At 64.8% G+C, this 22,288-nt stretch carries 25 protein-coding genes and 1 other RNA gene; 15 read left to right on the top strand and 11 right to left on the bottom strand.

The window, feature by feature from the left end:
- The 6 genes from VKP01_RS14875 to VKP01_RS14850 form a co-directional block, all read right to left on the bottom strand.
- The coding region (locus tag VKP01_RS14875) for an exopolysaccharide biosynthesis protein (RefSeq protein WP_324413632.1) at nt 1-288 on the bottom strand (288 nt) is incomplete at its 3' end.
- A gap of 2 nt (nt 289-290) precedes the next feature.
- Nucleotides 291-1,112: a TIGR00282 family metallophosphoesterase gene (locus VKP01_RS14870; protein ID WP_324413630.1), complete on the bottom strand. Its 822-nt coding sequence runs from the start codon at nt 1,110-1,112 to the stop codon at nt 291-293.
- A gap of 74 nt (nt 1,113-1,186) precedes the next feature.
- Entirely contained in the window at nt 1,187-1,738 is a 552-nt protein-coding gene (locus VKP01_RS14865) for a 5-formyltetrahydrofolate cyclo-ligase (protein WP_324413628.1), read from the bottom strand.
- Between the two features lie 89 nt (nt 1,739-1,827).
- Nucleotides 1,828-1,983: non-coding RNA, 6S RNA (gene ssrS / locus VKP01_RS14860), on the bottom strand.
- 251 nt (nt 1,984-2,234) lie between these two features.
- The gene (locus tag VKP01_RS14855) at nt 2,235-2,708 is read right to left on the bottom strand and encodes a DUF411 domain-containing protein (RefSeq protein ID WP_414706588.1); all 474 of its coding nucleotides are present in this window, start codon (nt 2,706-2,708) and stop codon (nt 2,235-2,237) included.
- A gap of 404 nt (nt 2,709-3,112) precedes the next feature.
- Nucleotides 3,113-4,009 carry a LysR family transcriptional regulator gene (locus VKP01_RS14850; protein ID WP_324413626.1) on the bottom strand — a complete coding sequence of 299 codons (897 nt, stop codon included), beginning with the start codon at nt 4,007-4,009 and terminating at the stop codon, nt 3,113-3,115.
- Between the two features lie 115 nt (nt 4,010-4,124).
- Here VKP01_RS14850 and VKP01_RS14845 point away from each other — a divergent pair, with 115 nt between their 5' ends.
- Nucleotides 4,125-5,144, top strand: a complete 1,020-nt coding sequence (locus VKP01_RS14845) for a DMT family transporter (protein WP_324413624.1) — start codon at nt 4,125-4,127, stop codon at nt 5,142-5,144.
- On the opposite strand, the gene VKP01_RS14840 is transcribed toward VKP01_RS14845, so the two are convergent.
- The 3 genes from VKP01_RS14840 to VKP01_RS14830 form a co-directional block, all read right to left on the bottom strand.
- On the bottom strand, nt 5,119-6,219 hold the full coding sequence (locus VKP01_RS14840; RefSeq protein ID WP_324413622.1) for a 2'-deoxycytidine 5'-triphosphate deaminase: 1,101 nt from the start codon (nt 6,217-6,219) through the stop codon (nt 5,119-5,121). The genes VKP01_RS14845 and VKP01_RS14840 overlap by 26 nt on opposite strands.
- An 86-nt stretch (nt 6,220-6,305) precedes the next feature.
- On the bottom strand, nt 6,306-7,370 hold the full coding sequence (locus VKP01_RS14835; protein ID WP_324413620.1) for a permease: 1,065 nt from the start codon (nt 7,368-7,370) through the stop codon (nt 6,306-6,308).
- A gap of 59 nt (nt 7,371-7,429) precedes the next feature.
- Nucleotides 7,430-7,621: a hypothetical protein gene (locus VKP01_RS14830; protein WP_324413618.1), complete on the bottom strand. Its 192-nt coding sequence runs from the start codon at nt 7,619-7,621 to the stop codon at nt 7,430-7,432.
- Between the two features lie 421 nt (nt 7,622-8,042).
- Between VKP01_RS14830 and speD the strand changes: the two genes are divergently transcribed.
- From speD to VKP01_RS14815, 3 genes are all read left to right on the top strand, one after another.
- Nucleotides 8,043-8,372, top strand: coding sequence for an adenosylmethionine decarboxylase (gene speD / locus VKP01_RS14825; protein WP_414706587.1), 330 nt, complete (start codon nt 8,043-8,045; stop codon nt 8,370-8,372).
- On the top strand, nt 8,369-9,217 hold the full coding sequence (speE, locus tag VKP01_RS14820; RefSeq protein ID WP_324413614.1) for a polyamine aminopropyltransferase: 849 nt from the start codon (nt 8,369-8,371) through the stop codon (nt 9,215-9,217). The genes speD and speE overlap by 4 nt, the downstream gene beginning before the upstream one ends.
- 186 nt (nt 9,218-9,403) lie before the next feature.
- Complete coding sequence (locus VKP01_RS14815; protein ID WP_324413612.1) at nt 9,404-10,423, top strand: 30S ribosomal protein S2; 1,020 nt, start codon at nt 9,404-9,406, stop codon at nt 10,421-10,423.
- A gap of 21 nt (nt 10,424-10,444) precedes the next feature.
- On the opposite strand, the gene VKP01_RS14810 is transcribed toward VKP01_RS14815, so the two are convergent.
- Nucleotides 10,445-10,591, bottom strand: coding sequence for a hypothetical protein (locus VKP01_RS14810; protein WP_324413610.1), 147 nt, complete (start codon nt 10,589-10,591; stop codon nt 10,445-10,447).
- On the opposite strand from VKP01_RS14810, the gene tsf reads away from it, so the two are divergent.
- From tsf to fliQ, 11 genes are all read left to right on the top strand, one after another.
- Nucleotides 10,590-11,513, top strand: coding sequence for a translation elongation factor Ts (gene tsf, locus VKP01_RS14805; protein WP_324413608.1), 924 nt, complete (start codon nt 10,590-10,592; stop codon nt 11,511-11,513). The genes VKP01_RS14810 and tsf overlap by 2 nt on opposite strands.
- A 363-nt stretch (nt 11,514-11,876) precedes the next feature.
- Nucleotides 11,877-12,215, top strand: a complete 339-nt coding sequence (locus VKP01_RS14800; protein WP_074443604.1) for a P-II family nitrogen regulator — start codon at nt 11,877-11,879, stop codon at nt 12,213-12,215.
- Nucleotides 12,216-12,249: 34 nt separating this feature from the next.
- Nucleotides 12,250-13,584: an ammonium transporter gene (locus VKP01_RS14795; protein ID WP_324413636.1), complete on the top strand. Its 1,335-nt coding sequence runs from the start codon at nt 12,250-12,252 to the stop codon at nt 13,582-13,584.
- Nucleotides 13,585-13,926: 342 nt separating this feature from the next.
- Nucleotides 13,927-15,360, top strand: a complete 1,434-nt coding sequence (locus tag VKP01_RS14790) for an NAD-dependent succinate-semialdehyde dehydrogenase (protein ID WP_324413634.1) — start codon at nt 13,927-13,929, stop codon at nt 15,358-15,360.
- A 222-nt stretch (nt 15,361-15,582) separates the two neighbouring features.
- Nucleotides 15,583-16,842 carry a flagellar hook protein FlgE gene (locus VKP01_RS14785; protein ID WP_324413605.1) on the top strand — a complete coding sequence of 420 codons (1,260 nt, stop codon included), beginning with the start codon at nt 15,583-15,585 and terminating at the stop codon, nt 16,840-16,842.
- A gap of 40 nt (nt 16,843-16,882) precedes the next feature.
- Entirely contained in the window at nt 16,883-18,298 is a 1,416-nt protein-coding gene (flgK, locus tag VKP01_RS14780) for a flagellar hook-associated protein FlgK (RefSeq protein WP_324413603.1), read from the top strand.
- A 15-nt stretch (nt 18,299-18,313) separates the two neighbouring features.
- The gene (locus VKP01_RS14775; protein ID WP_324413601.1) at nt 18,314-19,366 is read left to right on the top strand and encodes a flagellar hook-associated family protein; all 1,053 of its coding nucleotides are present in this window, start codon (nt 18,314-18,316) and stop codon (nt 19,364-19,366) included.
- 7 nt (nt 19,367-19,373) lie between these two features.
- Complete coding sequence (gene flaF, locus VKP01_RS14770; RefSeq protein ID WP_324413598.1) at nt 19,374-19,721, top strand: flagellar biosynthesis regulator FlaF; 348 nt, start codon at nt 19,374-19,376, stop codon at nt 19,719-19,721.
- Complete coding sequence (flbT, locus tag VKP01_RS14765) at nt 19,718-20,176, top strand: flagellar biosynthesis repressor FlbT (RefSeq protein WP_324413596.1); 459 nt, start codon at nt 19,718-19,720, stop codon at nt 20,174-20,176. The genes flaF and flbT overlap by 4 nt, the downstream gene beginning before the upstream one ends.
- Nucleotides 20,177-20,189: 13 nt before the next feature.
- Entirely contained in the window at nt 20,190-20,615 is a 426-nt protein-coding gene (gene flgD, locus VKP01_RS14760; RefSeq protein WP_324413594.1) for a flagellar hook assembly protein FlgD, read from the top strand.
- Nucleotides 20,612-20,878, top strand: coding sequence for a flagellar biosynthesis protein FliQ (gene fliQ / locus VKP01_RS14755; RefSeq protein ID WP_324413592.1), 267 nt, complete (start codon nt 20,612-20,614; stop codon nt 20,876-20,878). The genes flgD and fliQ overlap by 4 nt, the downstream gene beginning before the upstream one ends.
- A 9-nt stretch (nt 20,879-20,887) precedes the next feature.
- Here fliQ and VKP01_RS14750 read toward each other — a convergent pair.
- Nucleotides 20,888-22,288, bottom strand: a 1,401-nt coding sequence (locus tag VKP01_RS14750; protein ID WP_324413590.1) for an ABC transporter substrate-binding protein, incomplete at its 5' end; no start/stop codon positions are given.

The raw sequence follows: 22,288 nt of genomic DNA, 5'->3' as shown, positions 1-22,288 counted from the left end.
ACCGAGCGCGAGTTGCACGGCGAAGAGCAGCACGGGCAGGCCGAAGACCGAGTTCATGCCCGGCGGGGCCGGGAGGCAATTGGGCAGGCTGAAGAGGATGATGACGAAGCCGAAAGCACGTTCGCCGAAAGCCTCGATGATCTCGCGCACGCTGATCGTGTCACCCGGCGCCGTTTCGATCACGGCGCGCAGGACGAGGGAGACGCGCTTGTGCTCCATCGCCTCGTGCAGGAGTCGTGCGCGTTGGCTGGTCAGTCTCTCGCAGCGCTGATCACCGGGCGAATCCATGCTCAATCCCAGAAATCAGGCAGGGCAGGCGGCAGATGCGGCCCGACCCGCAACGCCGCGCAACGGGTAGCGAGGCCGGTCGCATCATCGGTCTCGACCGCGAGCCCCGCAAGCGCACCCTCGCCCTGCGCCGCCTCGAATCGCGATCCCGGCGTCTTCTGCAGGAAGCGCCGCAAGGGCTCGTCCTTGCCCATGCCGAGCACGGAATCGTAATCGCCGCACATGCCGAGATCCGAAATATAGGCCGTGCCGCCCGGCAGCACACGATAATCGGCGGTCGGAACATGGGTATGCGTGCCGACGACGAGGCTGGCGCGTCCGTCGCAAAAATGCCCCATCGCCTGCTTTTCGCTGGTCGCCTCGGCGTGAAAATCGACGACGACGGCATCCGCGCCGTAGCCCAGCGGACAATCCGTGAGCGCTTCCTCGACCCGGGTGAAGGGGCAATCCATCGCGTCCATGTAGATCCGACCCATCGCGTTGACCACGAGCACCCGGGCCCCGCGCGCCGTCTCCACCATGGTGGCTCCGCGACCCGGCGTTCCGGCCGGGAAGGTGGCCGGACGTACCAGACGATGCTCGCGCTCGATGAAGACGAGCGCCTCGCGCTGGTCGAAAGCATGATTGCCCAGCGTGATCGCGTCGACACCCGCCGCGAAGAGGTCTTCGCAGATCGCCTCGGTGATGCCGAACCCGCCGGCGGCATTCTCGCCGTTGATGATGACGCAATCAAGATCCCAGCGATCGCGCAGACCGGGGAGATGCCCGGTCACGGCTTCGCGACCGGGACGTCCGACGACGTCACCGAGAAACAAAAGACGCATCCGTTCAGGCCCTTCTGGCCGTCGCCACGAACGGGCAGCGGGGTCTGGCTGGCATCGTGCCGCGCACACGGGTATCAGTCACACAAGGTCTCCGTTTCGGTCACGATGCAGTCGAGGCGCCGGTCATGTGGCTCTGCGGGGATGCTGTCGGCGCGCTGTATGTCGAAAGCAAGGCCGATGGTGGTGATGGGTTTTTCCCGCGTCAAGGCTGCAATGGCGCGATCGTAATGCCCCTTGCCGTAGCCGATACGGTTACGGGCGCGATCGAAACGCGAAAGCGGCATCACCAGGATATCCGGGGTGAGCGTTTCGCTCTCCTCGGATGGCGCGCTGACGCCGAAAGCGCCGCGAATCAGGGGCTCGCCGGGTTGCCAGCGCAGAAAGATCAGACGCGGATCACGCACCAGTGGCAGCGCGAGAATGAAGCCGCGCTGCGCGAGCGCCCCGAGGAGCGCGAAGGTGTCGACTTCCGAGTGTATCGGCGCATAGCCGGACACGATGCGCCGTTGCGCATGGGCAGCATCGCATACGGGCAGGGCGAGAACCCGTTGCGCGATGAGACGCGATGCCTTTTCGCGATAGGCACGATCAAGTTCATCGCGCCCGGCGAGGCCGGCACGGCGCAAGACTTCCTTCTCGGCGGCTCTGTCGTTCAGGGCTGGCCTCTTCGCGGATGGCCCCGCGATGATGCGGGCAGCGGACGGGAACGAAAACGTGCGGTGCCGCGATGGCCGTTGGAGATGCGATCCCGGGAACCTACAGCGTAGGTGGGCGCCGTGTGTCCCGGTCCACGGACCGGGTCAGGGACAGCTCCCTTCAGGATCATTAAGGCCCCGGGGAAAAATTCTCCTGACGCACCCCGCAGCACCGCTTCGCGAATGTAATGTCGCCCGGTGCATTCGCAAAGGGCTATTTCGACGTGGCGCGCAGGAATGCGGGCATGGCCGATTGCGTGAGCGATCCGACGGCTGATTTCATGACGTGTGCGATCAGCTGCGCAGATACTTGATCAGCGCGGCAATGCCGAGGCCGAGCAGCAGGAGGACGAGGATCGAGGTGATCGCCATGCCCCAGAAGGCGCCGCCGCCATGCATGGTTTCGCTCATCATCGCGATGGTTTCCTCATGGGTCGGTGCGGGCCACGCCGCGATAGCGCGCGAACGGTTCGGAACGGCTGCCCTCGAAGAGGACGACCTCATAGGCATCATCCTCCGTGCCCGGCACTTCCATGCCCGGTGAGCCGATCGGCATGCCCGGAACGCTGATCCCCGTGGCATCGGGGCGTTCACGCAGAAGGCGTCCCACGGCCTCGGCGGGAACATGGCCTTCGACCACGTAACCCGCAATTTCAGCGGTATGGCACGAGGCGAGCCCCGGGGGCACGCCGAGCCGTGCCTTGATGCGGTTGATCTGCGAGGTCGCACGGGTCTCCACGGCGAAGCCCGCCTCCCGCATATGCGCGACCCATGCGCTGCAACAGCCGCAGCCGGGATCGTAATGCACGATCACCGTCTCTGCATCCGGGCCAGCAATCGCCGGCATCGTGGCGATCGCGAAAGCTGCCCCGCTTGTGATGACGAATTGGCGTCGGTTCATGATGTTGCTCCTCGTGATGGACGTGCGCGTGATCGAGCGCGAAGATGGCGGCGGCAAGCATGTCTGCAATCGCTGCAATGGAAAAGATGAGACAATGCAGGACAAGCCGTTGTTCTATCCTCGACCCTCCAAGACACGCTGCGAATCGCGCGCGCACCGAACCTTGGGGCAGTCAACCCTCCGAAGCACTCTGGCCATGCCATGCGGAACACCTTGTTCACACACGACAATCAGGATCATAGACCTTCCCGCCATGGTAAACTCAAGGGGCAATCGCGCCATCCGATCAAATTCGAGGACCGGTGGCCGAAGCGTGATGATTTCTTCCCACTGCATACGGCACATCGCTATCCGCACGAAGCGCAGACAACCAATCAATATTCCGCGATACCCCTCCCGCCGGCTCACCCTTCCCCGTCCAGAACCGCCAGCAATCCCTGCTGCAGCGCCTGCATCAGGGCGCGGACGGGGCGGGGGGTGAGGCGGCGCGCGGGGGTGATCAGACGGATATCGGCGCTCTGGGCCTGCTCCCAGTCGGGCAGCACACGCACGAGCCGCCCCGCCGCGACCTCGCCCTGCACATCCCAGCTCGATTTGAGTGCGACGCCAAGACCGGCGATACAGAGTCGGGTGAGTGCGTCACCGGACAGGTTCGTCACACGCCGGCGCGGGGTGACACTTGCCTGTTCGCCATCCGGTCCCCGCAGGCTCCAACGCAGGGCATCGCCGAGCCAGAGCCCCTCATGCGCGGCAAGATCAGCGGGCGCGGAGATCGAGGCATGGTTCTCCAGATAACCCGGCGCAGCGACGAGAATGCGCCGGTTGGGCGCGACGCGCCGGGGAATGTGATGATCGGCGTCATGGCCGCCGATGCGCAGCGCGATATCGATCTGGTCGCGATCGAGATCCTGAAAGCGGTCGGAAAGATGCAGTTCGACGCTGATTCCGGGATGCGCGGGCAGGAAATCCGCGAGAATCGGCGCAACGGCGATCTCGCCCAACCGCGTGGGCGCGGCCAGGCCGACATGACCCGACAGCCTTTCCACTTCCGTCTGCTTCTCGGAAAATGCCCGTGCGGCGAGGGTGAGCCCGCGTGCCTCCCCGAGCTTGATCCGGCCCGCCGTCGTCAGATGCAACCCGGTCGGCAGCCTGTTGAACAGGCGCTGCCCGAGTGCCTCCTCCAGCCTGTCGAGCCGGCGCGAAATGCTCGACACTGCCTGCCCGCGCCGGCGCGCCACCGCCGAGAAGCTGCCATGGCGTGCGAGGGCTTCAAAAAGTTCGAGATCGCCGATCAGGTCCATGCCGATGCCGCCTAAAAGGTTTTGCGTAGCACGCAAACCCTTTTAGCAAAAAACCTTTATTCTGCAAAAGTTGCCTGCCCCGCATGCTCCGGCCAGCCCATACCGGAGTGCGACCATGACCATCTCACCCGCGCACCGCCCGCTTCCCGCGCCCCGATACCGCAAGCCAGTGCTCTTCTTCCTCTGCGGCGCCTTCGTCGTTCTATGGAGTTCGGGATTCGTCGGGGCCAAATACGGCCTCGACCATGCCGGAACCTTCACGTTGCTTTTCTGGCGCTATCTCCTCGTCGTTGCGGTTCTCGGCCTGCTCGTCACGCTGATGCGGCAATGGCGGCCCCTGACGCGTGCCGAATGGACGCGCCATGCGGTGATCGGCGCACTCGCCCATGCGGGCTGGCTCGCCGCCGTTCTGGGCGCGATCGATCTCGGGCTCTCGGCAGGCCTTGCCGCCTTCATCACCGCCCTGCAGCCGATCATGACCGGCGCTTTGTCCGCCCGGATGACGGGTGAGCGGGTGAGCATGCGGGAATGGGCGGGGCTGGTGCTCGGTGTGGGTGCGGTCGCGCTCGTCATCGGTGACGGGATCGCGCTCGGGGGATCGCTGGTTGCCTATGCGTTGCCGTTCCTCGCAGTGGCGGCGATCACGATCGCCTCTCTTGTGGATCGCGCGGCGCATGTGGCATGCGACGCTCAGGCAGCGAAACCGGCCACGCCGCTGCTCTTCGTCACCTTCATCCATGCGTTGGCTTCGCTCACCGTCCTCGCACCGCTTGCCGTGGGGCTGGAGGGGCTCGAAGCGCGATGGGGCGGTGAACTGGTCTTCGCGATCGTATGGCTCGGTCTCGTGGTCTCGCTCGCAGCCTACGGGCTGATGTTCGCCCTGCTGCGCCGCTTGCCTGCAGCCCGGGTGGCGAGCCTGACCTATCTCTCGCCTCCCGTGACGATGGTGATCGCGTGGTTCGTGTTCCGCGAGAGCCTGACGCCGATGGCGGCTCTCGGCCTCGCCATCGCCGCCATGGCCGTCGCGCTGACCCTGAGCGGCAGGCAGATAGGTCCGCAGAATGAGGATGACGCTACGGCACCGGACGCCGAGGAACTCGTCCCGCCCCTCAGACAAAATGCTTCGACAGCTTGAGGCCCTGGGCCTGATAATTCGAGCCTGTGCCGGCGCCGTAGAGCACGTCCGGGCGTTCGGCCATGCGCTCGTAGACGAGGCGGCCCACGGTCTGGCCGTCTTCGAGGATGAAGGGGACGTCGCGCGAGCGCACTTCGAGCACGGCCCGCGCGCCGGCGCCGCCAGCCCCGGCATGGCCGAAACCGGGATCGAAGAAGCCGGCATAATGCACCCGGAATTCGCCGACCAGCGGATCGAAGGGCACCATTTCGGCGGCGTAATCGGGCGGCACGTGCACCGCTTCTTTTGATGCCAGGATGTAGAACTGGCCGGGATCGAGGATCAGATCGGCGCGGCCCGTATTGTAAAGCGGCTCCCAGTAATCGACCGCGCGGCAGGAGCCCGGCGCATCCACGTCGACGAGGGCGGTATGGCGCTTGGCGCGGTAGCCGACGAGCTTGTCGGGGCCGAAACCGGCGAGATCGACGCTGACCGCGACGCCCTCCTGGAAGGAGGGCTCGGCGCTGGTGACGAGGCTCTCGCGGGCGTGCAGATCGGCGAGTTCGCGATCGCTCAGGCGCACCTCGCCGCGCCGCAGACGCAATTGCGAGAGCCGCGAGCCCATCCGCACCCGCACCGGGAAGGTGCGCGGGGAGATCTCGGCATAGAGAGGGCCGGCATAGCCCGGCTCGATCGCGTCGAATTCGCGGGCGCGATCCGTGATCACGCGGGTGAAGACGTCGATGCGCCCGGTCGAGCTCTTGGGATTGGCGGAAGCCGAAAGGCCGGCGGGCAGGGCGAGGCTCTCCTGCAATTCCGCAATATAGACGCAGCCCGTTTCCAGCAGCACGGGTTTGGTCAGATCGATCTCGTGCAGGGCGAGATAGTCGAGGCAATCCGCGACCCTGCGCTCCGGCCCGGGCAGGAAGCTCGCGCGCACGCGATAAGCCTTTGCGCCGAGACGCAGATCGAGGCTCGCGGGCTGGATCTGGTCACCCGCATAGGGCGTCAGCGGCGCGATGGCGCCCGCCCCGGTGAGCGCCGCGATCACCTTCGCCGGCTGAATTCCGTCACGCAATGGCCCCTGCGCTCCCATCTGTGCCCCTCAAGGCAAAAAGCCCGTCTCGCCTTCTTCCTAGGCGCGACGGGCTTTGTGTGCAACCGCGTTATGGGCGGCGGGGTTCAGCCGAGGGCGAGCTGGAACAGCAATCCGGAAAGGAGCGCGCCGGTCACCGCGATGACGATATAGAGCGCGAAGACCGGAGGACGCGCCAGCGCCCAGACCGCAATCGCAGCGGGGATCGAGGTGACGCCGCCGGCGAGCAGGAAGGCCATTGCCGCGCCCGACGCCATACCGCCGTCGACCAGACCGGAAACCAGTCCCAGCGCGGCATAGCCGTTGAGATAGGCGGGAATGCCGACCAGCACGGCGGTGGGGATGGCGAAGGCATTACCGCTGCCGAGCGCCGCTTCGATCATCGTGGCGGGGATATAGGTGCTCATCAGGAATTCCAGCGCGAAGGCCAGCGTCATCCAGCGCGCCAGGAACAGCGTGACGCGCCCGAATTCGCCGGCAAAGAGACGCCGACGCTCGGCTTCCTGCCAGAAGGCCCAGTAAGTCGGCTTGCGGGTACGCACCCGCCCGCCGGCACAGCCGCCGTTGCCGACACCGTCCCGCAAGGGATCGTTCAGCCAGCCTCGCTGTCCGAGGGCCAGCGTGAGATAGCCGCCGACGGCACCGATCCCGATCGCGGCGATCGTCTTGCCGATGGCAAACGGCAGACCCATCACGCTGGCGGTGACAAAGAACATGGTCGGATCCATCAGCGGGGAGGCGATCCAGAACGCCATCACCGCCGCGAGCGGCACGCCCATGGCGAGGAGCGCTGCGACAAGGGGTATCACGCCGCAGGAACAGAAGGGCGAGAGCCCACCGAACAGGGCGGCCAGCGCAATCATGGTCACCGCATTGCCCTGAAACACGTCGGCGATGAGATTGTCGGCGCCGCTCGCCTTGGCATAGGCGGCGATCGCCACGGCCGCGAGCAGGAAGGGGGCAATGCCTGCGATGGCATCGACGACGAAAGCACCCATCGGCACGAGCTCGTTGTGATCGAGCAGGGCGACGCCGGCGAAGACGAGGAGAATGGCGAGGAAGACGCGGTCGAAGCCCGCGAGCCGTTGCCGCAGGACGGCAAGGCGCGTCGGCGGAGCGAGGGGGAGCGGCGTGGATGTGGGAGCGGACATGGCGGATCCTGACCGTGAATGTGTGTCGTATACGGGATAGCAAAGCTGCGCCCCACGCGTCAACGATATTTCTGCGAATATCGAATTAATGTTTCCGAGACGGAATCCCGAAAGCGCGTGCAAGCCGTTAAACGTTCAGCGAAAAAACCGTTTTCGGCGGCGCGAAATTCATTGACTTTCCGGCCCATCGCCGCGATATGTGCAGACGGTCGCCCTTGTGCGGCTTTCCCATTTTCGTCCGAGATAAACATGGACTGCCACCCTAGGCGCGGCTTGGCTGCCTGCAAGGACAGCCAGGCCCTCGAAAATCAGGTGTCATATCGCGTCCGATCGCGGATGGCGTGCGGGTGAGCCGGTCTCGCCCTTCTCGCCATCGCCGGATCGGGCCGATGGTTTTGAGAAGAGGCAACGATGAGACCGAACCAGATCAGCTTCAGTGACAATCGGAGTATGGCGGCGCGCACGCGCCGGATCACGATTGCGATGAACCCCCTGACGCACTCCCACTACATCCACGTTCTGTAATCCCGCTGGCCAGAAGGATCGACCGGCATGACGCTTTCCCTGACGCACTCCGCCCGCCCCGCCTCCGTCATGGACGAGGCTCGCGAAGACCACTTCATCCGCCGCGACGGCCGCGTTTTTGCCGGTACGCATCTGATCATCGAAGTCGTGAACGGTCACGGGCTCGATGATGAAGATCGCATCGAGCGCGCCTTTCGCGATTGCGTCGATGAATGCGGCGCGACGCTGCTGCACATTCACACCCACAAGTTCAGCCCCCAGGGCGTGAGCGGCGTGGCCGTGCTCGCGGAAAGCCATATCTCGGTTCATACCTGGCCTGAAATCGGCTACGGCGCCTTCGACGTGTTCATGTGCGGCGATGCAGATCCCTGGCGCGCGGTCGACGTGCTCAAGGCCGCCTTCGGCACCGCTGACGTGCGCGTGCGCGAATTGCTGCGCGGCGAGGGGCTCGTCGAGGCCGTGGAGCATGCGGCATGACGGAATGGATGCGCGAGACACTGCACGACGACCACGCGCAGGCCCTGCGCGTTGACGCCGTGCTCTATGACAGCGCGACCGATCACCAGCGGCTTCGGGTTTTCGAGAACGCGCGATTCGGGCGCGTTCTCACCCTCGACGACGTGGTGCAGACCACCGAGGGCGACAATTTCATCTATCACGAGATGCTCACACATGTGCCGATCTTCGCGCATGGATCCGTGGACCGCGTGCTGATCATCGGCGGCGGTGACGGCGGCATGGCCCGCGAAGTACTACGCCACAAGGGTGTGCGCCACGTCACCATGGTCGAGATTGATGCCGGCGTGGTGGAATTCTCCAGAAAGTATCTGCCGCGCCTCTCCAACGGTGCTTTCGACGATCCCCGCCTTGAACTCGTCATCAATGACGGCGCGGTGTTCATGCGTGAAACGGATCAGACATTCGACGTGATTATCGTCGATTCGACCGATCCGATCGGCCCCGGCGAGGTACTCTTCACCGATCATTTCTACGGCCATGCCCGGCGCGCCCTCAACCCTGGCGGCATTCTGGTGACGCAGAACGGCGTACCCTTCATGCAGCCGGACGAACTGATCGGTACCATGCGTGCCTTCAGCACGCTGTTTGCCGATCGGGGCTGCTATCTGGCGACGGTGCCGACCTACGCCGGCGGGCCGATGGCCTTCGGCTGGGGCACGGATGGCGATGCCCGCAAGGTATCGCTGGAGATTCTGCAGGCGCGCTACGCCGAAGCCGGTTTCACGGCGGATTACTACACTCCCGAAGTGCATCTGGCCGCTTTTGCCCTGCCGGGCTACGTGAAACAGCTCATGCCGGGCTGAGATCGCGGCGCGGAGCGGACGGCTCGGAAACGAATCCTTGCAATCGGGCGCGCGAAGTCTTATACGCGCGCTCATTCCACACGCGGAGCGGCGTCGGCGGCAGACCCGTCGTCACGCAATCCCGGTGACTGTCCTGCTCAAGGGCGGTTCACGGCTTCGCGGAGGTCACAACCGGAGCATAAAAGAATGGCACTTCCCGATTTCTCCATGCGTCAGCTTCTCGAAGCCGGCGCCCATTTCGGTCACCAGTCCCACCGCTGGAACCCGAAGATGCTTCCCTACATCTTCGGCACTCGCAACAACATCCACATCATCGATCTGGCCCAGACCGTGCCGGCGCTGTATCGCGCCCTGCAGGCGGTCAGCGATACGGTGGCCAAGGGCGGTCGCGTGCTGATCGTCGGCACCAAGCGCCAGGCGCAGGACGCCGTCGCGGATGCAGCGCGCAGCTCGGCACAATATTACGTCAATGCCCGCTGGCTCGGCGGCATGCTGACCAACTGGAAGACGATTTCCGGTTCGATTGCACGCCTGCGCAAGGTCGACGAGATCCTCGAAGGCGGTGGCCAGGGCCTGACCAAGAAAGAGCGCCTGATGCTCGCCCGCGAGAAGGAAAAGCTCGAGCGCGCACTCGGCGGCATCAAGGATATGGGCGGCGTTCCGGATCTGATCTTCGTGATCGATACCAACAAGGAGCAGCTCGCCATCAAGGAAGCCCAGCGTCTGGGCATCCCGGTCGCAGCCGTGGTCGATACCAATTGCGATCCCGACGGTATCGCCTTCCCGGTTCCGGCCAATGACGACGCGGCGCGCGCCATCGCGCTGTATTGCGATCTGATCGCCCGCGCGGCGATCGACGGGATCTCGCGCGGCCAGGGCGATGTCGGCGTCGATGTCGGTGCCTCCGAGGCCCCGATGGTCGAAGAGCTGCCGGCGGAAATCGCCACCAGCTCGGAGCAGACCGACACGTTCGAGGCGCTCGCCGCCCCGCGTGGCGCACCGGACGACCTGACCAAGCTGAACGGCGTCGGCCCCGAGCTCGAGACCACGCTCAACGATGGCGGCGTCTTCCATTACTGGCAGATCGCAGCGATGAACGAGGCCGATATCGCGAAGGTCGATGCCGATCTCAGGCTCAACGGCAAGATCACGCAGAACGGCTGGGTCGCCCAGGCCAAGGCGCTGATCGAAGACGCTGCGGCGTAAGGCTTCGTCATACACGCGTCATCAATGCGTGTTGCGCCTGCAGCGCCCGCTCAGCCGCGTGGCCCGCAGGCGCATGCGCGCAGACGCATTGTTGTTGACTCCGTTTGTGTAACCCGGCGGCCAGAGCATGGCGCCGGGTTCCCCCATGACCAGGAAAGGAAGAGCCATGGCGAACATTTCCGCCGCTCTGGTGAAGGAACTGCGTGACAAGACCGGCGCAGGCATGATGGACTGCAAGAAGGCCCTCGGTGAAACCGACGGCGATATCGAAGCCGCCGTCGACTGGCTGCGCACCAAGGGTCTGGCCAAGGCCGCCAAGAAGGCCGGGCGCGTGGCGGCTGAAGGCCTCGTCGGTACGGCGATTTCAGGCTCGCAGGCTGCCGTGGTGGAGGTCAATTCCGAGACCGACTTCGTCGCCCGCAATGAGCAGTTCCAGGGTTTCGTCGCCGAGACCGCGCAGGCCGCGCTCGCCACGGACGGCAGCCTCGAGGCGCTGCAGACAGCGAAGCTTGCCGCCGGCGCGAGTGTCGAGGACACCATCAAGGAACTGATCGCCACGATTGGCGAGAACATGACCCTGCGCCGCGTCGAGAAGGTCACCGTCACGGATGGTGTGGTCGCTGCCTACATGCACAACGCGGTGGCTGAGGGGCTGGGCAAGATCGGCGTGCTCGTCGCCCTCGAATCGACCGGCGACAAGGAGTTCCTCAACACGCTCGGGCGCCAGATCGCCATGCATGTCGCGGCGGTCAATCCCATCGCGGTGGACGCGTCGGGCGTCGACGCGGCCACGATCGAGCGTGAATCGGCGATCCTGCGTGAGAAGAACGCGGGCAAGCCCGATCACGTCATGGCCAAGATCGTCGAGAGCGGCGTGAAATCCTACCTCAAGGAAGTCACCCTGCTCGACCAGCCCTTCGTGCACGACACCTCCAAGACCGTGGCACAGGTACTCAAGGAGGCCGAGAGCAAGGCCGGCGCACCGGTGACGCTCACCGGTTTCGTGCGCTATGCGCTCGGCGAGGGCATTGAGAAGGAAGAGAGCGACTTCGCCGCCGAAGTCGCCGCCCAGGCCGGCGTCAAGGGCTGACGGCTCCGATCCGATGGTTTTCGAAAGGGCGTCCTGTGGGGCGCCCTTTTTGCGTTCCGGCGCCTGCCGGCGTCGCCTTCAGCGCGCACGCCTGCCGTTTTTTCATGCAAGGACGCCCTGCCTAAATTTTAATCAGGCGACTATTAAGCAAGCGTTTACCTGCCGCCTGTTTTTGCGGCAGCGCCTCAGGGGCCACCCTGCAACCCATGATTCCGGGGAATTTGCCGCGTCGCAGCGATGACGGCCCGACTTGGCACGACACTTGTTTCCTGAGCCCCCGGGACGCGGCGGGCCGATGATCCGCCGTCTCACGTCAACGCGTCCGCACGCAAAAAGCCTGCGGCATCGAAGGGGGCAAAACCCATGAAAATCGTGATGGCCATCATCAAGCCGTTCAAGCTGGAGGAGGTGCGCGACGCGCTCACCGCTCTCGGCGTGCACGGCCTGACCGTGACCGAAGTGAAGGGATACGGACGCCAGAAAGGGCACACCGAAATCTACCGTGGCGCCGAATACGCCGTGAGCTTCCTGCCGAAGATCAAAGTCGAGGTCGCCGTAGCCGACGACCAGGTTCAGGGCGCGATCGACGCCATCGCCCAGGCGGCCCGTACGGGTCAGATCGGCGACGGCAAGATCTTCGTCGTTCCGCTCGAGAAAGCCGTGCGCATCCGCACCGGCGAAACCGATTCCGATGCGCTCTGAGCGCTCCAGTGAAGCCTTCTCAGGAGTTTACGTGATGGTTCAACGTCTTTTGACACGCAGCGCTGGTGCCGCTCTGGCGCTCGGCCTGATGAGCGTCGCCGCCCTGGCGCAGGACGCGGAGGTGGCCGAGATGTCCACCGAAGTTCCCGCCGACGGCCAGTTCGTCTTCAACACGCTGCTCTTCCTCATCGGCGGCTTCCTCGTGATGTGGATGGCCGCCGGTTTCGCCATGCTCGAAGCCGGGATGGTGCGCTCCAAGAACGTCTCGATGCAGTGCCTCAAGAATATCGGCCTGTATTCCACCGCCGGCCTGATGTACTGGATCATCGGCTACAATCTCATGTATGCCGGTGTCGATGGCGGCTTCTTCGGCACGCCGGGACCCATCTCGATCCCGGACCCGGCCGCCGATACCGGTGACTACGCAGCCGCCTCCGACTGGTTCTTCCAGATGGTGTTCTGCGCCACCACCGCCTCGATCGTCTCCGGCACCATCGCCGAGCGCATGAAGCTCAGTTCCTTCCTGATCTTCGTGGTGATCCTCACGGGTATCCTCTATCCGATCACTGGCGCCTGGCAGTGGGGCGGCGGCTGGCTCGCCGAGATGGGTTTCTCCGACTTTGCCGGCTCGACCCTGGTCCACTCCGTGGGCGGCTGGGCGGCTCTGACGGGTGCCCTGATCATCGGTGCGCGCAAGGGCAAATACTCCGAGGACGGCAAGGTCAATGCGCTGCCGGGCTCCTCGATGCCGCTGGCGACGCTGGGCACCTTCATCCTCTGGCTCGGCTGGTTCGGTTTCAATGGCGGTTCGCAGCTCGCCATGGGCACGATCGAAGACGCTTCCTCGGTGGCCAAGATCTTCATGAACACCAACCTCGCCGCAGCTGGCGGTGTGGTCACCGCGATCATCCTCAGCCAGATCATCTACAAGAAGGTCGATCTCACCTTCGCCCTTAATGGCGCTCTGGCGGGCCTCGTCTCGATCACCGCCGAGCCGCTGGCACCCTCCGCCGGCCTGTCGGTTGTGATCGGTGCCGTGGGTGGTGCGATCGTGGTCTTCGCGGTGCCGCTGCTCGACAAGCTGAAGATCGACGATGTCGTCGGCGCCATTCCGGTTCACCTGCTCGCGGGTATCTGGGGTACGCTGATCGTGCCGCTGTCGAATGAGGGCACCAGCTTCGTCACCCAGATCATCGGTATCGCCGCGATAGGTGCCTTTACCGTGGTCGCCTCGGGCATCGTCTGGCTGATCATCAAGGCCATCATCGGCCTGCGCGTCAGCGATGAAGAGGAGAGCCTCGGTCTCGACAAGGTCGAGGTCGGCGTGGAGGCCTATCCGGAATTCGCTTCCGGTGCCGGTCGCATCTGATCGCACCCTCCAGCAAGGCAACGAAAATGAAGCGTCGCGCCCCGTGCGCGGCGCTTCCTTTTTTGGGCACGACGAGAGGGGAGGCCCTGCCGCGAACGCCGAAAGCCATTGCCGGACCGTTACGCCCGGCGTCTGGCGTGTTTCTGCCAAGATGGTGAGCGCATGGCGCGGGGGTGACGTATCGGGCCGTCAATTGCTACGTGTTGACCGGCGCATCATTCCGTCAGGTGGCTACCGGCTGACGGAATGAGGCGCCACCGAAGACTCAAAGCGTGTTCCGACCTGCCCCGTCAGGTATCGACACGCTTTGGCAACGAACACAGCGATGGAGTGGACGAAGCCATGTATCCGCAGGTCGAATTGCATATTGCCGGCAAATGGCGCGGCGCCGCCTCCGGCGAGACGATGGACATCATCAACCCCGCGACCGGCGACGCCATCGGCGCATTGCCCGTCGCCACCATCGCCGATCTCGACGAGGCACTCGAAGCCGCCGAGAAGGGTTTCGCCACCTGGCGCGCGATCGGCGCCTTCGACCGCTACAAGATCATGCGCAAGGCAGCGGAATTGCTGCGCGAGCGCGCCGAGACGATCGCGGCGATCATGACTACCGAACAGGGCAAGCCGCTGGCGGAAGCGCTGATGGAGACGCGCGGCGCCGCCGATACGATCGACTGGTTCGCCGAGGAGGCGCGCCGCGCCTATGGCCGTATCGTGCCCGCGCGTGCGTCCGACGTGATGCAGATGGTGATCAAGGAGCCGGTCGGCCCCGTTGCCGCCTTCACGCCCTGGAATTTCCCGATCAACCAGGCGGTGCGCAAGGTCTCCGGCGCGCTGGCCGCCGGCTGTTCGGTCGTGCTCAAGGGCCCGGAAGACACGCCGGGCAGCTGCGCCGAACTGATCAAGGCCTTCAATGATGCGGGTGTGCCCGAAAATGTGCTCAACCTCGTCTTCGGCAATCCGGCGCAGATTTCGGAATATCTGATTCCGCACCCGGTCATCCGCAAGATCTCCTTCACCGGCTCCACCGCGATCGGCAAGCAGCTCGCTGCGCTCGCCGGCGCGCATATGAAGCGCGTCACCATGGAGCTGGGTGGCCATGCGCCCTCGATCGTCTTCAAGGACGCCAATCTGGAGAAGGCGCTCAAGGTGCTCTCGGCCAACAAGTACCGCAATGCCGGCCAGGTCTGCGTCTCGCCGACGCGTTTTCTGGTGCATGAGAGCGTGTTCGACAAGTTCGTCGACGAATTCGTCACAATATCGAAGAATCTCAATGTCGGCGATGGCCATGACCCGAAGACCACCATGGGGCCGCTGGCGCATTCCCGCCGGATAGACGCGATGGAATCCTTCGTCGCCGATGCCGAGGCCAAGGGCGCGGAACTGCGCACCGGCGGCAAGCGGATCGGCAATCGCGGCTATTTCTTTGAGCCGACGGTCTTCACCAATCTGCCGATGGATTCCAAGATCATGAACGAGGAGCCCTTCGGGCCGATCGCCGCGATCCAGAAATTCTCCGATGACGAGGAGGCCTTCACGGAGGCCAATCGCCTGCCCTACGGGCTCGCCGCCTATGCCTATACCGAATCCGGGACCACGGCCCGGGCGCTGGCCGAGCGAGTGGAAAGCGGCATGATCTCGATCAACCATCACGGCATCGCCCTGCCAGAGACACCCTTCGGCGGCGTCAAGGATTCGGGCTATGGTTCCGAAGGTGGTCTCGAAGCGATCGAGGCGTATCTCAATACCAAGTTCGTGACGAAGAGCGGGCTTTGAGTCGACCCTTTCAGTAAAGCAATACCATTACGCCGCCCGCCATCATGACGGGCGGCGTTTTATTTGAAATTCATTCAAATTGCGATGAATTGAATCGCACCTTCAATTACGAATACAGCTACACGCAAGGCTCCTCTGTTGAACTGCCATGGATCGCGCCATCCGCCCCCGCCGGGTGCGGATCGCGGCGCACCGGGTTCGCAGACCGCAGGGAGTTTCGCGATGAGCATTTACGGTACGATGAGGACCGGCGTATCCGGCATGGCCGCCCAGGCCAACCGGATCGGCGTAGTGGCCGACAACATGGCCAATGTGAACACCACGGGGTACAAGCGTTCCTCAACGCAGTTTTCCTCGTTCATTCTGAATTCGCAGGCGGGAAGCTACAATTCCGGAGGCGTGGAGACCCATGTCCGCCAGCACGTGACCCAGCAGGGCGCGATGCAATACACCACGTCGACCACTGATCTCGCCGTCAACGGCAACGGCTTCTTCGTTGTCTCGGATGCGGGCGGCACCCCCTTCCTGACCCGCGCGGGCTCCTTCGTTCCCGATGGCGAAGGCAAATTGATCAATGCCGGTGGCTTTCAGCTGATGGGCTATCCGCTGGCGGACGGCGATCCCAACGTCGTGGTCAATTCAATGGCCGGGCTGGAACCTGTCAATATCACCCAGAACGCACTCGAGGCGACGCCATCGACGGAGGGGGTCTTTGGTGCCAATCTCCCGTCCAACGCCAATATCGTTCCTGCCGGCACCCTGCCTTCGGATAACGTGGTCGGCTCCGTTTTCGAGGCGAAATCATCGCTCGTCGCTTATGACAATCTGGGCAACGAGGTGGTGCTCGACGTCTATTTCACCAAGACAGCGGCCAATGAATGGGAAGTCAGCGCGTTCGATCAGGCTGACGCCGCACCCGGTGGCGGTTTCCCCTATGGCGCCGGACCGCTCGACAGCCAGACGCTGATCTTCGATCCTGCCAATGGCCGCCTTGATGGTGCTTCGCCCAACGGGCTGACCATCGCCGTTCCCGATGGTCAGGCACTCGCACTCGACCTCTCCGCCATGACCCAGGTCGCCGCCGATTACACCGTGATGCGCGCCGATGTGAACGGCAATGCGCCGAGCGCCGTGCGCGGCGTGGAATTCTCCTCCGACGGCACGCTCTATGCCGTGTTCGAGAACGGCGACCGGCGCGCCACCCACCGCGTTCCGCTTGCAGACGTGCGCAGCCCGGACAATCTGATCGCCACGGCGGGCAACGTCTACGCGGTCGGTATCGATTCCGGCGACGTCACCATGGGTTTCCCCGCCGAAGGCGGCATGGGGACCATGGTGACGAGTGCGGTCGAGCAGTCGAATGTGGATCTCGCCGACGAGCTCACCAACATGATCGAGGCCCAGCGCGGCTACCAGGCCAATTCCAAGGTCTTCCAGACCGGCTCGGATCTGCTCGAAGTGCTGGTCAATCTCAAACGGTGAGGCACCGCCTCACTCTTCCTGAAAGCGGGATCACGCCGTCATGATCCTCTCCGTCGCCCTTTCCTCCGCGCAATCGGCGCTCTCCGCCACATCGACGCAGTCATCGATCATATCGCGCAACATCTCGGGCGCGGCCGATCCCGGCTATTCCCGCAAGATGGGGCTGACCTCCTCCATGGGCCTCGGTGGCGTCAAGGTCGTCTCGGTCGGTCGCACCGCCGACACCGCCCTGCATGCGCGCATGCTCGAGGCGAATTCCGGCGCCTCTGCGCAACAGGCGCTGCTCCAGGGCTTCGAGACGCTCGCGCGCACGGTCGATGACCCGCAGCTGAACCAGTCCGTCTCCGCCTCGCTCGGCAGGCTCACCGACGCGCTGCAGATGCAGGCGGAATCGCCAGGTGATCCGGTGCTCGGTGCCGCCACGCTCTCGACTGCCTATGATCTCACGCGCACGCTCAACAATGCGGCGCAGACCGCGCAAGGCGCGCGGGCCGAGGCGGATGCAGCCATGGCCGATTCGGTCGATCGCATCAATGGCCTCCTCACCCGCTTCGAGAACACGAACCGTGCCATCGTCTTGGGCACGCAATCGGGAACCGACGTCAGCGACGAGCTCGATACGCGCGACCGGATCCTGACCGAGCTGTCGCAGGAGGTTGGCATCTCCACGATCACCCGTGCCGGCAACGACATGGTGATCTATACAGATAGCGGCGTGACGCTGTTCGAGAAATCCGCGCGCGTCATCAGTTTCAACCGGACCTTCGCCTATGATGCCGGCACGACCGGTGCCGCCGTCTTCGCCGACGGCGTGCCGCTGACCGGGGCCGGTGCGAGCATGGGGATCAAGAGCGGCGCACTCCATGGGCATGCGACATTGCGCGATGAGGTGGCGCCGCAATACCAGCTCCAGCTCGACGAGATCGCACGCGGGCTGGTCCATGCCTTCGGCGAACCCGCCCCCGGCGGGGCGCCGGGGATCTTCATCGATCCGGGCCCGGCCGGTCCGGGTCTCGCGGCCCGTATCGGCGTTTCTCCCGATGTCGATCCCGCGCTTGGCGGTGATCTCGCCCGCCTGCGCGACGGTGTGACGCTCAATTTCAACCCGGCCGGAGACGCCGCCTTCTCCGACCGGATATACGCCATGCTGGAAGCGCTGGAGGTGCCGCAGGGTTTCGACCCGGCGACGGGGATCAATCCGAACACGACCCTGTCGCGCTTCGCCTCCTCTTCCGTGAGCTGGCTCGAAGCCGGGCGCCAGCAGGCATCGCAGGAGGCCTCCTTCCGCGACACGATGCTCGAGCGCACACGCGAATCCCTGTCCAACGTCACCGGCGTCAATCTGGACGAGGAACTGGCCCTGATGATGGAACTGGAGCGCTCCTACGGCGCATCCGCGCGCATCATCAGCACCGTCGACACCATGCTGCAATCGCTGCTCGCGGCAACGCGCTGATCCGGGGATGAATCGATGAAGACGAGTTTCGTATCCACACAGGCCATCGCGGATTCGACGCGCATGTCGATGATCCGCATGCAGGGCGAGCTGGCAAAGGCCTCCAAGGAGCTCTCCTCCGGACGTCTGGCCGATATCGGCCTGGGGCTGGGCAGCCGCACCGGCCACGCAGTCCAGTTGCGGCATGAGTTGTCGCAGCTGGAGACGATCCGCGACACCAACGGCCTGGTGCAATCGCGGCTCGATACCGCGCAGGCGGCCCTGAAGGGGCTGCTGGGCACGGCGGAGGACTTCATGGGCACGCTCGTCGCCATGCGCGACGGCGCGATCGCGGGTTCCGCCATCAAGCCGCAGGCGGATCTCAATCTGAAGGAATTGTCCGGCGCCCTGAACGCCAATCTGAACGGGCAGTTCCTGTTCTCCGGTATCAATACCGACGTCAAGCCCATGGCGAGCTACGAGGCCGATCCGCCCTCGGCGCCCAAGCTGGCGCTCGATGCGGCCTTTACCGCAGAATTCGGCTTTGCCCAGGACGACCCCGCCGTCGCGACGGTCGATCCGGCGACGATGCAGGCCTTTCTGGACGGCGCCTATTCGGATCTCTTCCTCGATGATGCGCAATGGGAGGGCAGCTGGTCGGACGCCTCCTCGCGCAATGTGCGCAGCCGCATCGCCACGAACGAGCTGATCGAGACCTCCGCCAATGCCAACGAGAGACCGTTCCGGCAATTGGCGATGGCTTATACCGCCATCTCCGATCTCGGCCTCGGCGAGCTCGGGCGCGGCGCTTCACAGGCGGTCGTCGACAAGGCGATCGCCTCGGTCAGTGAGGCGATCCAGGGGCTGACCTCGGTCAAGGCGCGGCTCGGCGTCTCGCAGAACCGCGTCACGGCCGCCGATGAACGTCTGTCCATCCAGCGCGACATCATCAACCAGCAGATCGTCGATCTGGAGAATGTCGACCCCTACGAGACCGCGACGAAGGTCAACAGCCTGATGACGCAGGTCGAGATGTCCTACAGCCTGACGGCGCGAATCCGTCAGCTTTCGCTCCTGAAATTCACGTGAGGTGCCGATGTACCAGTTCACTTACGCCGAAATCGTCGATGATGCGGCCCCCGATGCGCGGGGCCGGGAGCAGCGCGCGGTCAAGCGCGGCGTCGAACTGCTCGAACAGGCGCGGGTCGCGGGCATCCGCTCGCGCGAGACCGTCGAGGCGCTGCATTATCTGCGCAGCCTGTGGAGCATCCTGATCGAGGATCTCGCCCAGCCGGAGAACGACCTGCCCGAGGCCCTGCGCGCCGATCTGATCTCGATCGGGATCTGGGTCTTGCGCGAGGTCGAGCAGATCCGGCTGGAGCGCTCGGATGATCTGCAGAATCTCATCGACATCAACACCATGATCAGCGAGGGCCTGAAATGAATCCGCGTGGAGAAACCGGGCATTCCGGTCACTCGGGCACGATGCGCCTCGCGCTGAAGCCGCAGGAGCGCCTCTTCGTCAACGGCGCGGTGCTGCGGGTCGACCGCAAGGTCGGCATCGAACTGCTCAACGACGTCACCTTCCTCATGGAGAACCATGTGCTCCAGCCCGAGGAGACGACGACGCCGCTGCGCCAGCTCTATTTCGTCGTGCAGACCATGCTGATCGATCCGCTGCAGGCAGGCCGCTCGCGGGGCCTGTTCGACAATCTGTTCGCGCCCACATTACGCTCCTTCACCAACCGCGAGATCATCGACGGGCTGCTGGACCTGCGTGAGGCCATCGATCAGGGGCGCTGTTTCGACGGGCTGAAGATCCTGCGCGGGCTGTTTGCCCGAGAAGCCGAAATCATCGGTGAGAACCGGGCACGCGCCCGTGCTTTCGCCGCAGCCTGAGGAGACAACCGACATGATCGTCAATCCCGCACAGGCGCCTGCCAGTGGACCCGAGACCCAACCGTCGAATGCGAATCAGGCTCAGGAGCGCAGCACCGACATGGATTACGATGCCTTCCTGCGGTTGCTGATCGCCGAAATGAAGCATCAGGATCCGCTCAACCCGACGGATGCATCGGAATACGTCTCGCAATTCGCCTCTTTCTCGTCGGTCGAGCAGGCGATCCAGACCAATCGCAAGCTGGATGATCTGCTCGCGGGTCAGTCGCTCTCGCAATCGGGCGGCCTGATCGGGCGCCATGTCACTTCGGGGGACGGATCGATCTCCGGCGAGATCGAATCGGTACGCCTGACCAGCCAGGGCCCCCATGCCACGCTCAGCGACGGGCGCAGCCTGCTGGTCGGCCCGGGGGTGACCATTACCGGTGCGCCGACATGAACGCCGTCGACGCCCTCGACATGATTCGCGACGCGATCTGGGTGGTGATCGCGGGATCGGGCCCGATCGTCGGCGTCGCCATGCTGGTGGGCGTGGTCATCGCCCTGCTTCAGGCGCTGACGCAGATCCAGGAAATGACGCTCACCTTCATCCCGAAGATCGTCGCCATCCTGCTGATGTTCCTGATCAGTGCGCCCTTTGTCGGCGCCCAGATCTATGGCTTCACCGAGCGGGTCTACGGCCATATCGAGACGGGATTCTAGCTGCGTCGGTCAAGCCGTCGCTACCGGCAATGCCGGCAGGGCGGCATGGTCGATCACCGCGTCGCGGGGCAAGCGGAAAGCGGGATGATGGCCGGCGAGCCCGGTGATGCGGGTCGGATTGTAGAGCGTCAGCCAGGGCGGATCCGCCTGCATCAGGCGATAGGCCTGCCCGTAATGCGCCGCGCGGCGGGTCTCGTCCGGCTCCGCCCGCCCGGCATCGATCGCCGCCTCGACGCTCCGTGAGGCATAGCCCTGCCACCAGGCGCCACGCACGCGTTGATCGAGCTTCTCGGCCAGCACGCGAAAGGTCGAGAGCGGACTCGAATCGAACACGCACAGATCGCCGATCTCCTTGCGGCGCACCTGATGCGCATAGGCTTCGCGCTCCCCATGGCTGCGGGTCTCGATGCTGATGCCGAAGGCCGAGAGCTGCGCGCGCAGGCCTTCGGAAAGCGCCTCGGCCTCATCGGGCAGGCGCGTCGGCGTATCGAGGGTGAGGGCGAGGCCGCCCGCATGACCGGCTTGCGCCAGCAGCGCGCGGGCCTGATCGGGGTCGTGAAGCGGATCCTGAAGCGGGTCTTCTTCATGCTCCGGCGCCTGCGGCGCACCGAAATGCAGCGGGCTGACGATGCCGGGAAGAACCCGCCCCGCCCCGCCGGCCGCGTCGCACAGGAGCGCGCCGCGGTCGATCGCGAGGGAGAGCGCGCGCCGCGTCAGTGGATCACGGAGCGGGCCGCGCGCGGCATTCATCATGAAGATGATCGCCACGGGTGTGAGGCTCTCCACGCGCGTCGCCCCGTGCTGCGCGAGCGCCATGCTCGCCTGCGGATCAAGATCGGTTGCGGCCTGCACCGCGCCCATCATGAGGGCATCGAGCCGGCGGGCGCGGTCCGGCTCGGCCAGAACGCGGATCGCCTCATTGGTAGGCCGGCGCCCGCAATATTCCGCGAAGCGGGTGAGCAGCAGCTGCCCCGCGCCGTATTCCTCCAGACGAAACGGCCCGCTGCCCGGCGCGGCGGCAATCGTGCCGGCATCAAGGGCATCAAGTCCGGCGGGGGAGAGGATGAAGGCCTGGGCGAGGATGTCGAGCAGATCCGCCATCGGCGCGCCGAGCCTGATGGTGAGGCTGTCGGTGTCCTCGACATGGATATCGGCATCACCGAGATAGGCCCGCCAGACCGCCGGTGAGCCCAGTGCATAGCCCTTGTCCGGGCGCGCCATGCGCTCCAGCGAAAGCTTTACCGCGTGGGCGTCGCAGGGCGCCCCGTCATGGAAGACGGTGCCCGGGCGCAGGCGAAAGCGCCAGATCCGGGCATCGGGAGAGACCTGCCAGTTCCGGGCGAGACGCGGGCGAAAGCCGCGCGGCCCGTAGCCGACGAGGGTCTCGTAGAGCGCCCGGTAGAGCGCGAG

Origin of the sequence: Saliniramus sp. (assembly GCF_035311605.1) — a bacterium.
Taxonomy (GTDB): domain Bacteria; phylum Pseudomonadota; class Alphaproteobacteria; order Rhizobiales; family Beijerinckiaceae; genus Saliniramus.
The sequence above is the reverse complement of the archived record's forward strand: the minus strand, read 5'-3'. Positions and strand labels throughout refer to the sequence as shown.

What these genes read in the sequence shown, in the direction of transcription:
- speE (WP_324413614.1), top strand. Translation starts at nt 8,369, where the DNA reads ATGACGGAATGGATGCGCGAGACACTGCACGACGACCACGCGCAGGCC.
- VKP01_RS14795 (WP_324413636.1), top strand. Translation starts at nt 12,250, where the DNA reads ATGGTTCAACGTCTTTTGACACGCAGCGCTGGTGCCGCTCTGGCGCTC.
- VKP01_RS14870 (WP_324413630.1), bottom strand. Translation starts at nt 1,112, where the DNA reads ATGCGTCTTTTGTTTCTCGGTGACGTCGTCGGACGTCCCGGTCGCGAA.
- VKP01_RS14785 (WP_324413605.1), top strand. Translation starts at nt 15,583, where the DNA reads ATGAGCATTTACGGTACGATGAGGACCGGCGTATCCGGCATGGCCGCC.
- VKP01_RS14835 (WP_324413620.1), bottom strand. Translation starts at nt 7,370, where the DNA reads ATGTCCGCTCCCACATCCACGCCGCTCCCCCTCGCTCCGCCGACGCGC.
- flbT (WP_324413596.1), top strand. Translation starts at nt 19,718, where the DNA reads ATGAATCCGCGTGGAGAAACCGGGCATTCCGGTCACTCGGGCACGATG.
- VKP01_RS14810 (WP_324413610.1), bottom strand. Translation starts at nt 10,591, where the DNA reads ATGGCTCTTCCTTTCCTGGTCATGGGGGAACCCGGCGCCATGCTCTGG.
- VKP01_RS14855 (WP_414706588.1), bottom strand. Translation starts at nt 2,708, where the DNA reads ATGAACCGACGCCAATTCGTCATCACAAGCGGGGCAGCTTTCGCGATC.
- VKP01_RS14815 (WP_324413612.1), top strand. Translation starts at nt 9,404, where the DNA reads ATGGCACTTCCCGATTTCTCCATGCGTCAGCTTCTCGAAGCCGGCGCC.
- VKP01_RS14850 (WP_324413626.1), bottom strand. Translation starts at nt 4,009, where the DNA reads ATGGACCTGATCGGCGATCTCGAACTTTTTGAAGCCCTCGCACGCCAT.
- flgK (WP_324413603.1), top strand. Translation starts at nt 16,883, where the DNA reads ATGATCCTCTCCGTCGCCCTTTCCTCCGCGCAATCGGCGCTCTCCGCC.
- VKP01_RS14830 (WP_324413618.1), bottom strand. Translation starts at nt 7,621, where the DNA reads ATGTTTATCTCGGACGAAAATGGGAAAGCCGCACAAGGGCGACCGTCT.
- flaF (WP_324413598.1), top strand. Translation starts at nt 19,374, where the DNA reads ATGTACCAGTTCACTTACGCCGAAATCGTCGATGATGCGGCCCCCGAT.
- VKP01_RS14775 (WP_324413601.1), top strand. Translation starts at nt 18,314, where the DNA reads ATGAAGACGAGTTTCGTATCCACACAGGCCATCGCGGATTCGACGCGC.
- VKP01_RS14845 (WP_324413624.1), top strand. Translation starts at nt 4,125, where the DNA reads ATGACCATCTCACCCGCGCACCGCCCGCTTCCCGCGCCCCGATACCGC.
- VKP01_RS14840 (WP_324413622.1), bottom strand. Translation starts at nt 6,219, where the DNA reads ATGGGAGCGCAGGGGCCATTGCGTGACGGAATTCAGCCGGCGAAGGTG.
- tsf (WP_324413608.1), top strand. Translation starts at nt 10,590, where the DNA reads ATGGCGAACATTTCCGCCGCTCTGGTGAAGGAACTGCGTGACAAGACC.
- VKP01_RS14800 (WP_074443604.1), top strand. Translation starts at nt 11,877, where the DNA reads ATGAAAATCGTGATGGCCATCATCAAGCCGTTCAAGCTGGAGGAGGTG.
- VKP01_RS14790 (WP_324413634.1), top strand. Translation starts at nt 13,927, where the DNA reads ATGTATCCGCAGGTCGAATTGCATATTGCCGGCAAATGGCGCGGCGCC.
- flgD (WP_324413594.1), top strand. Translation starts at nt 20,190, where the DNA reads ATGATCGTCAATCCCGCACAGGCGCCTGCCAGTGGACCCGAGACCCAA.
- fliQ (WP_324413592.1), top strand. Translation starts at nt 20,612, where the DNA reads ATGAACGCCGTCGACGCCCTCGACATGATTCGCGACGCGATCTGGGTG.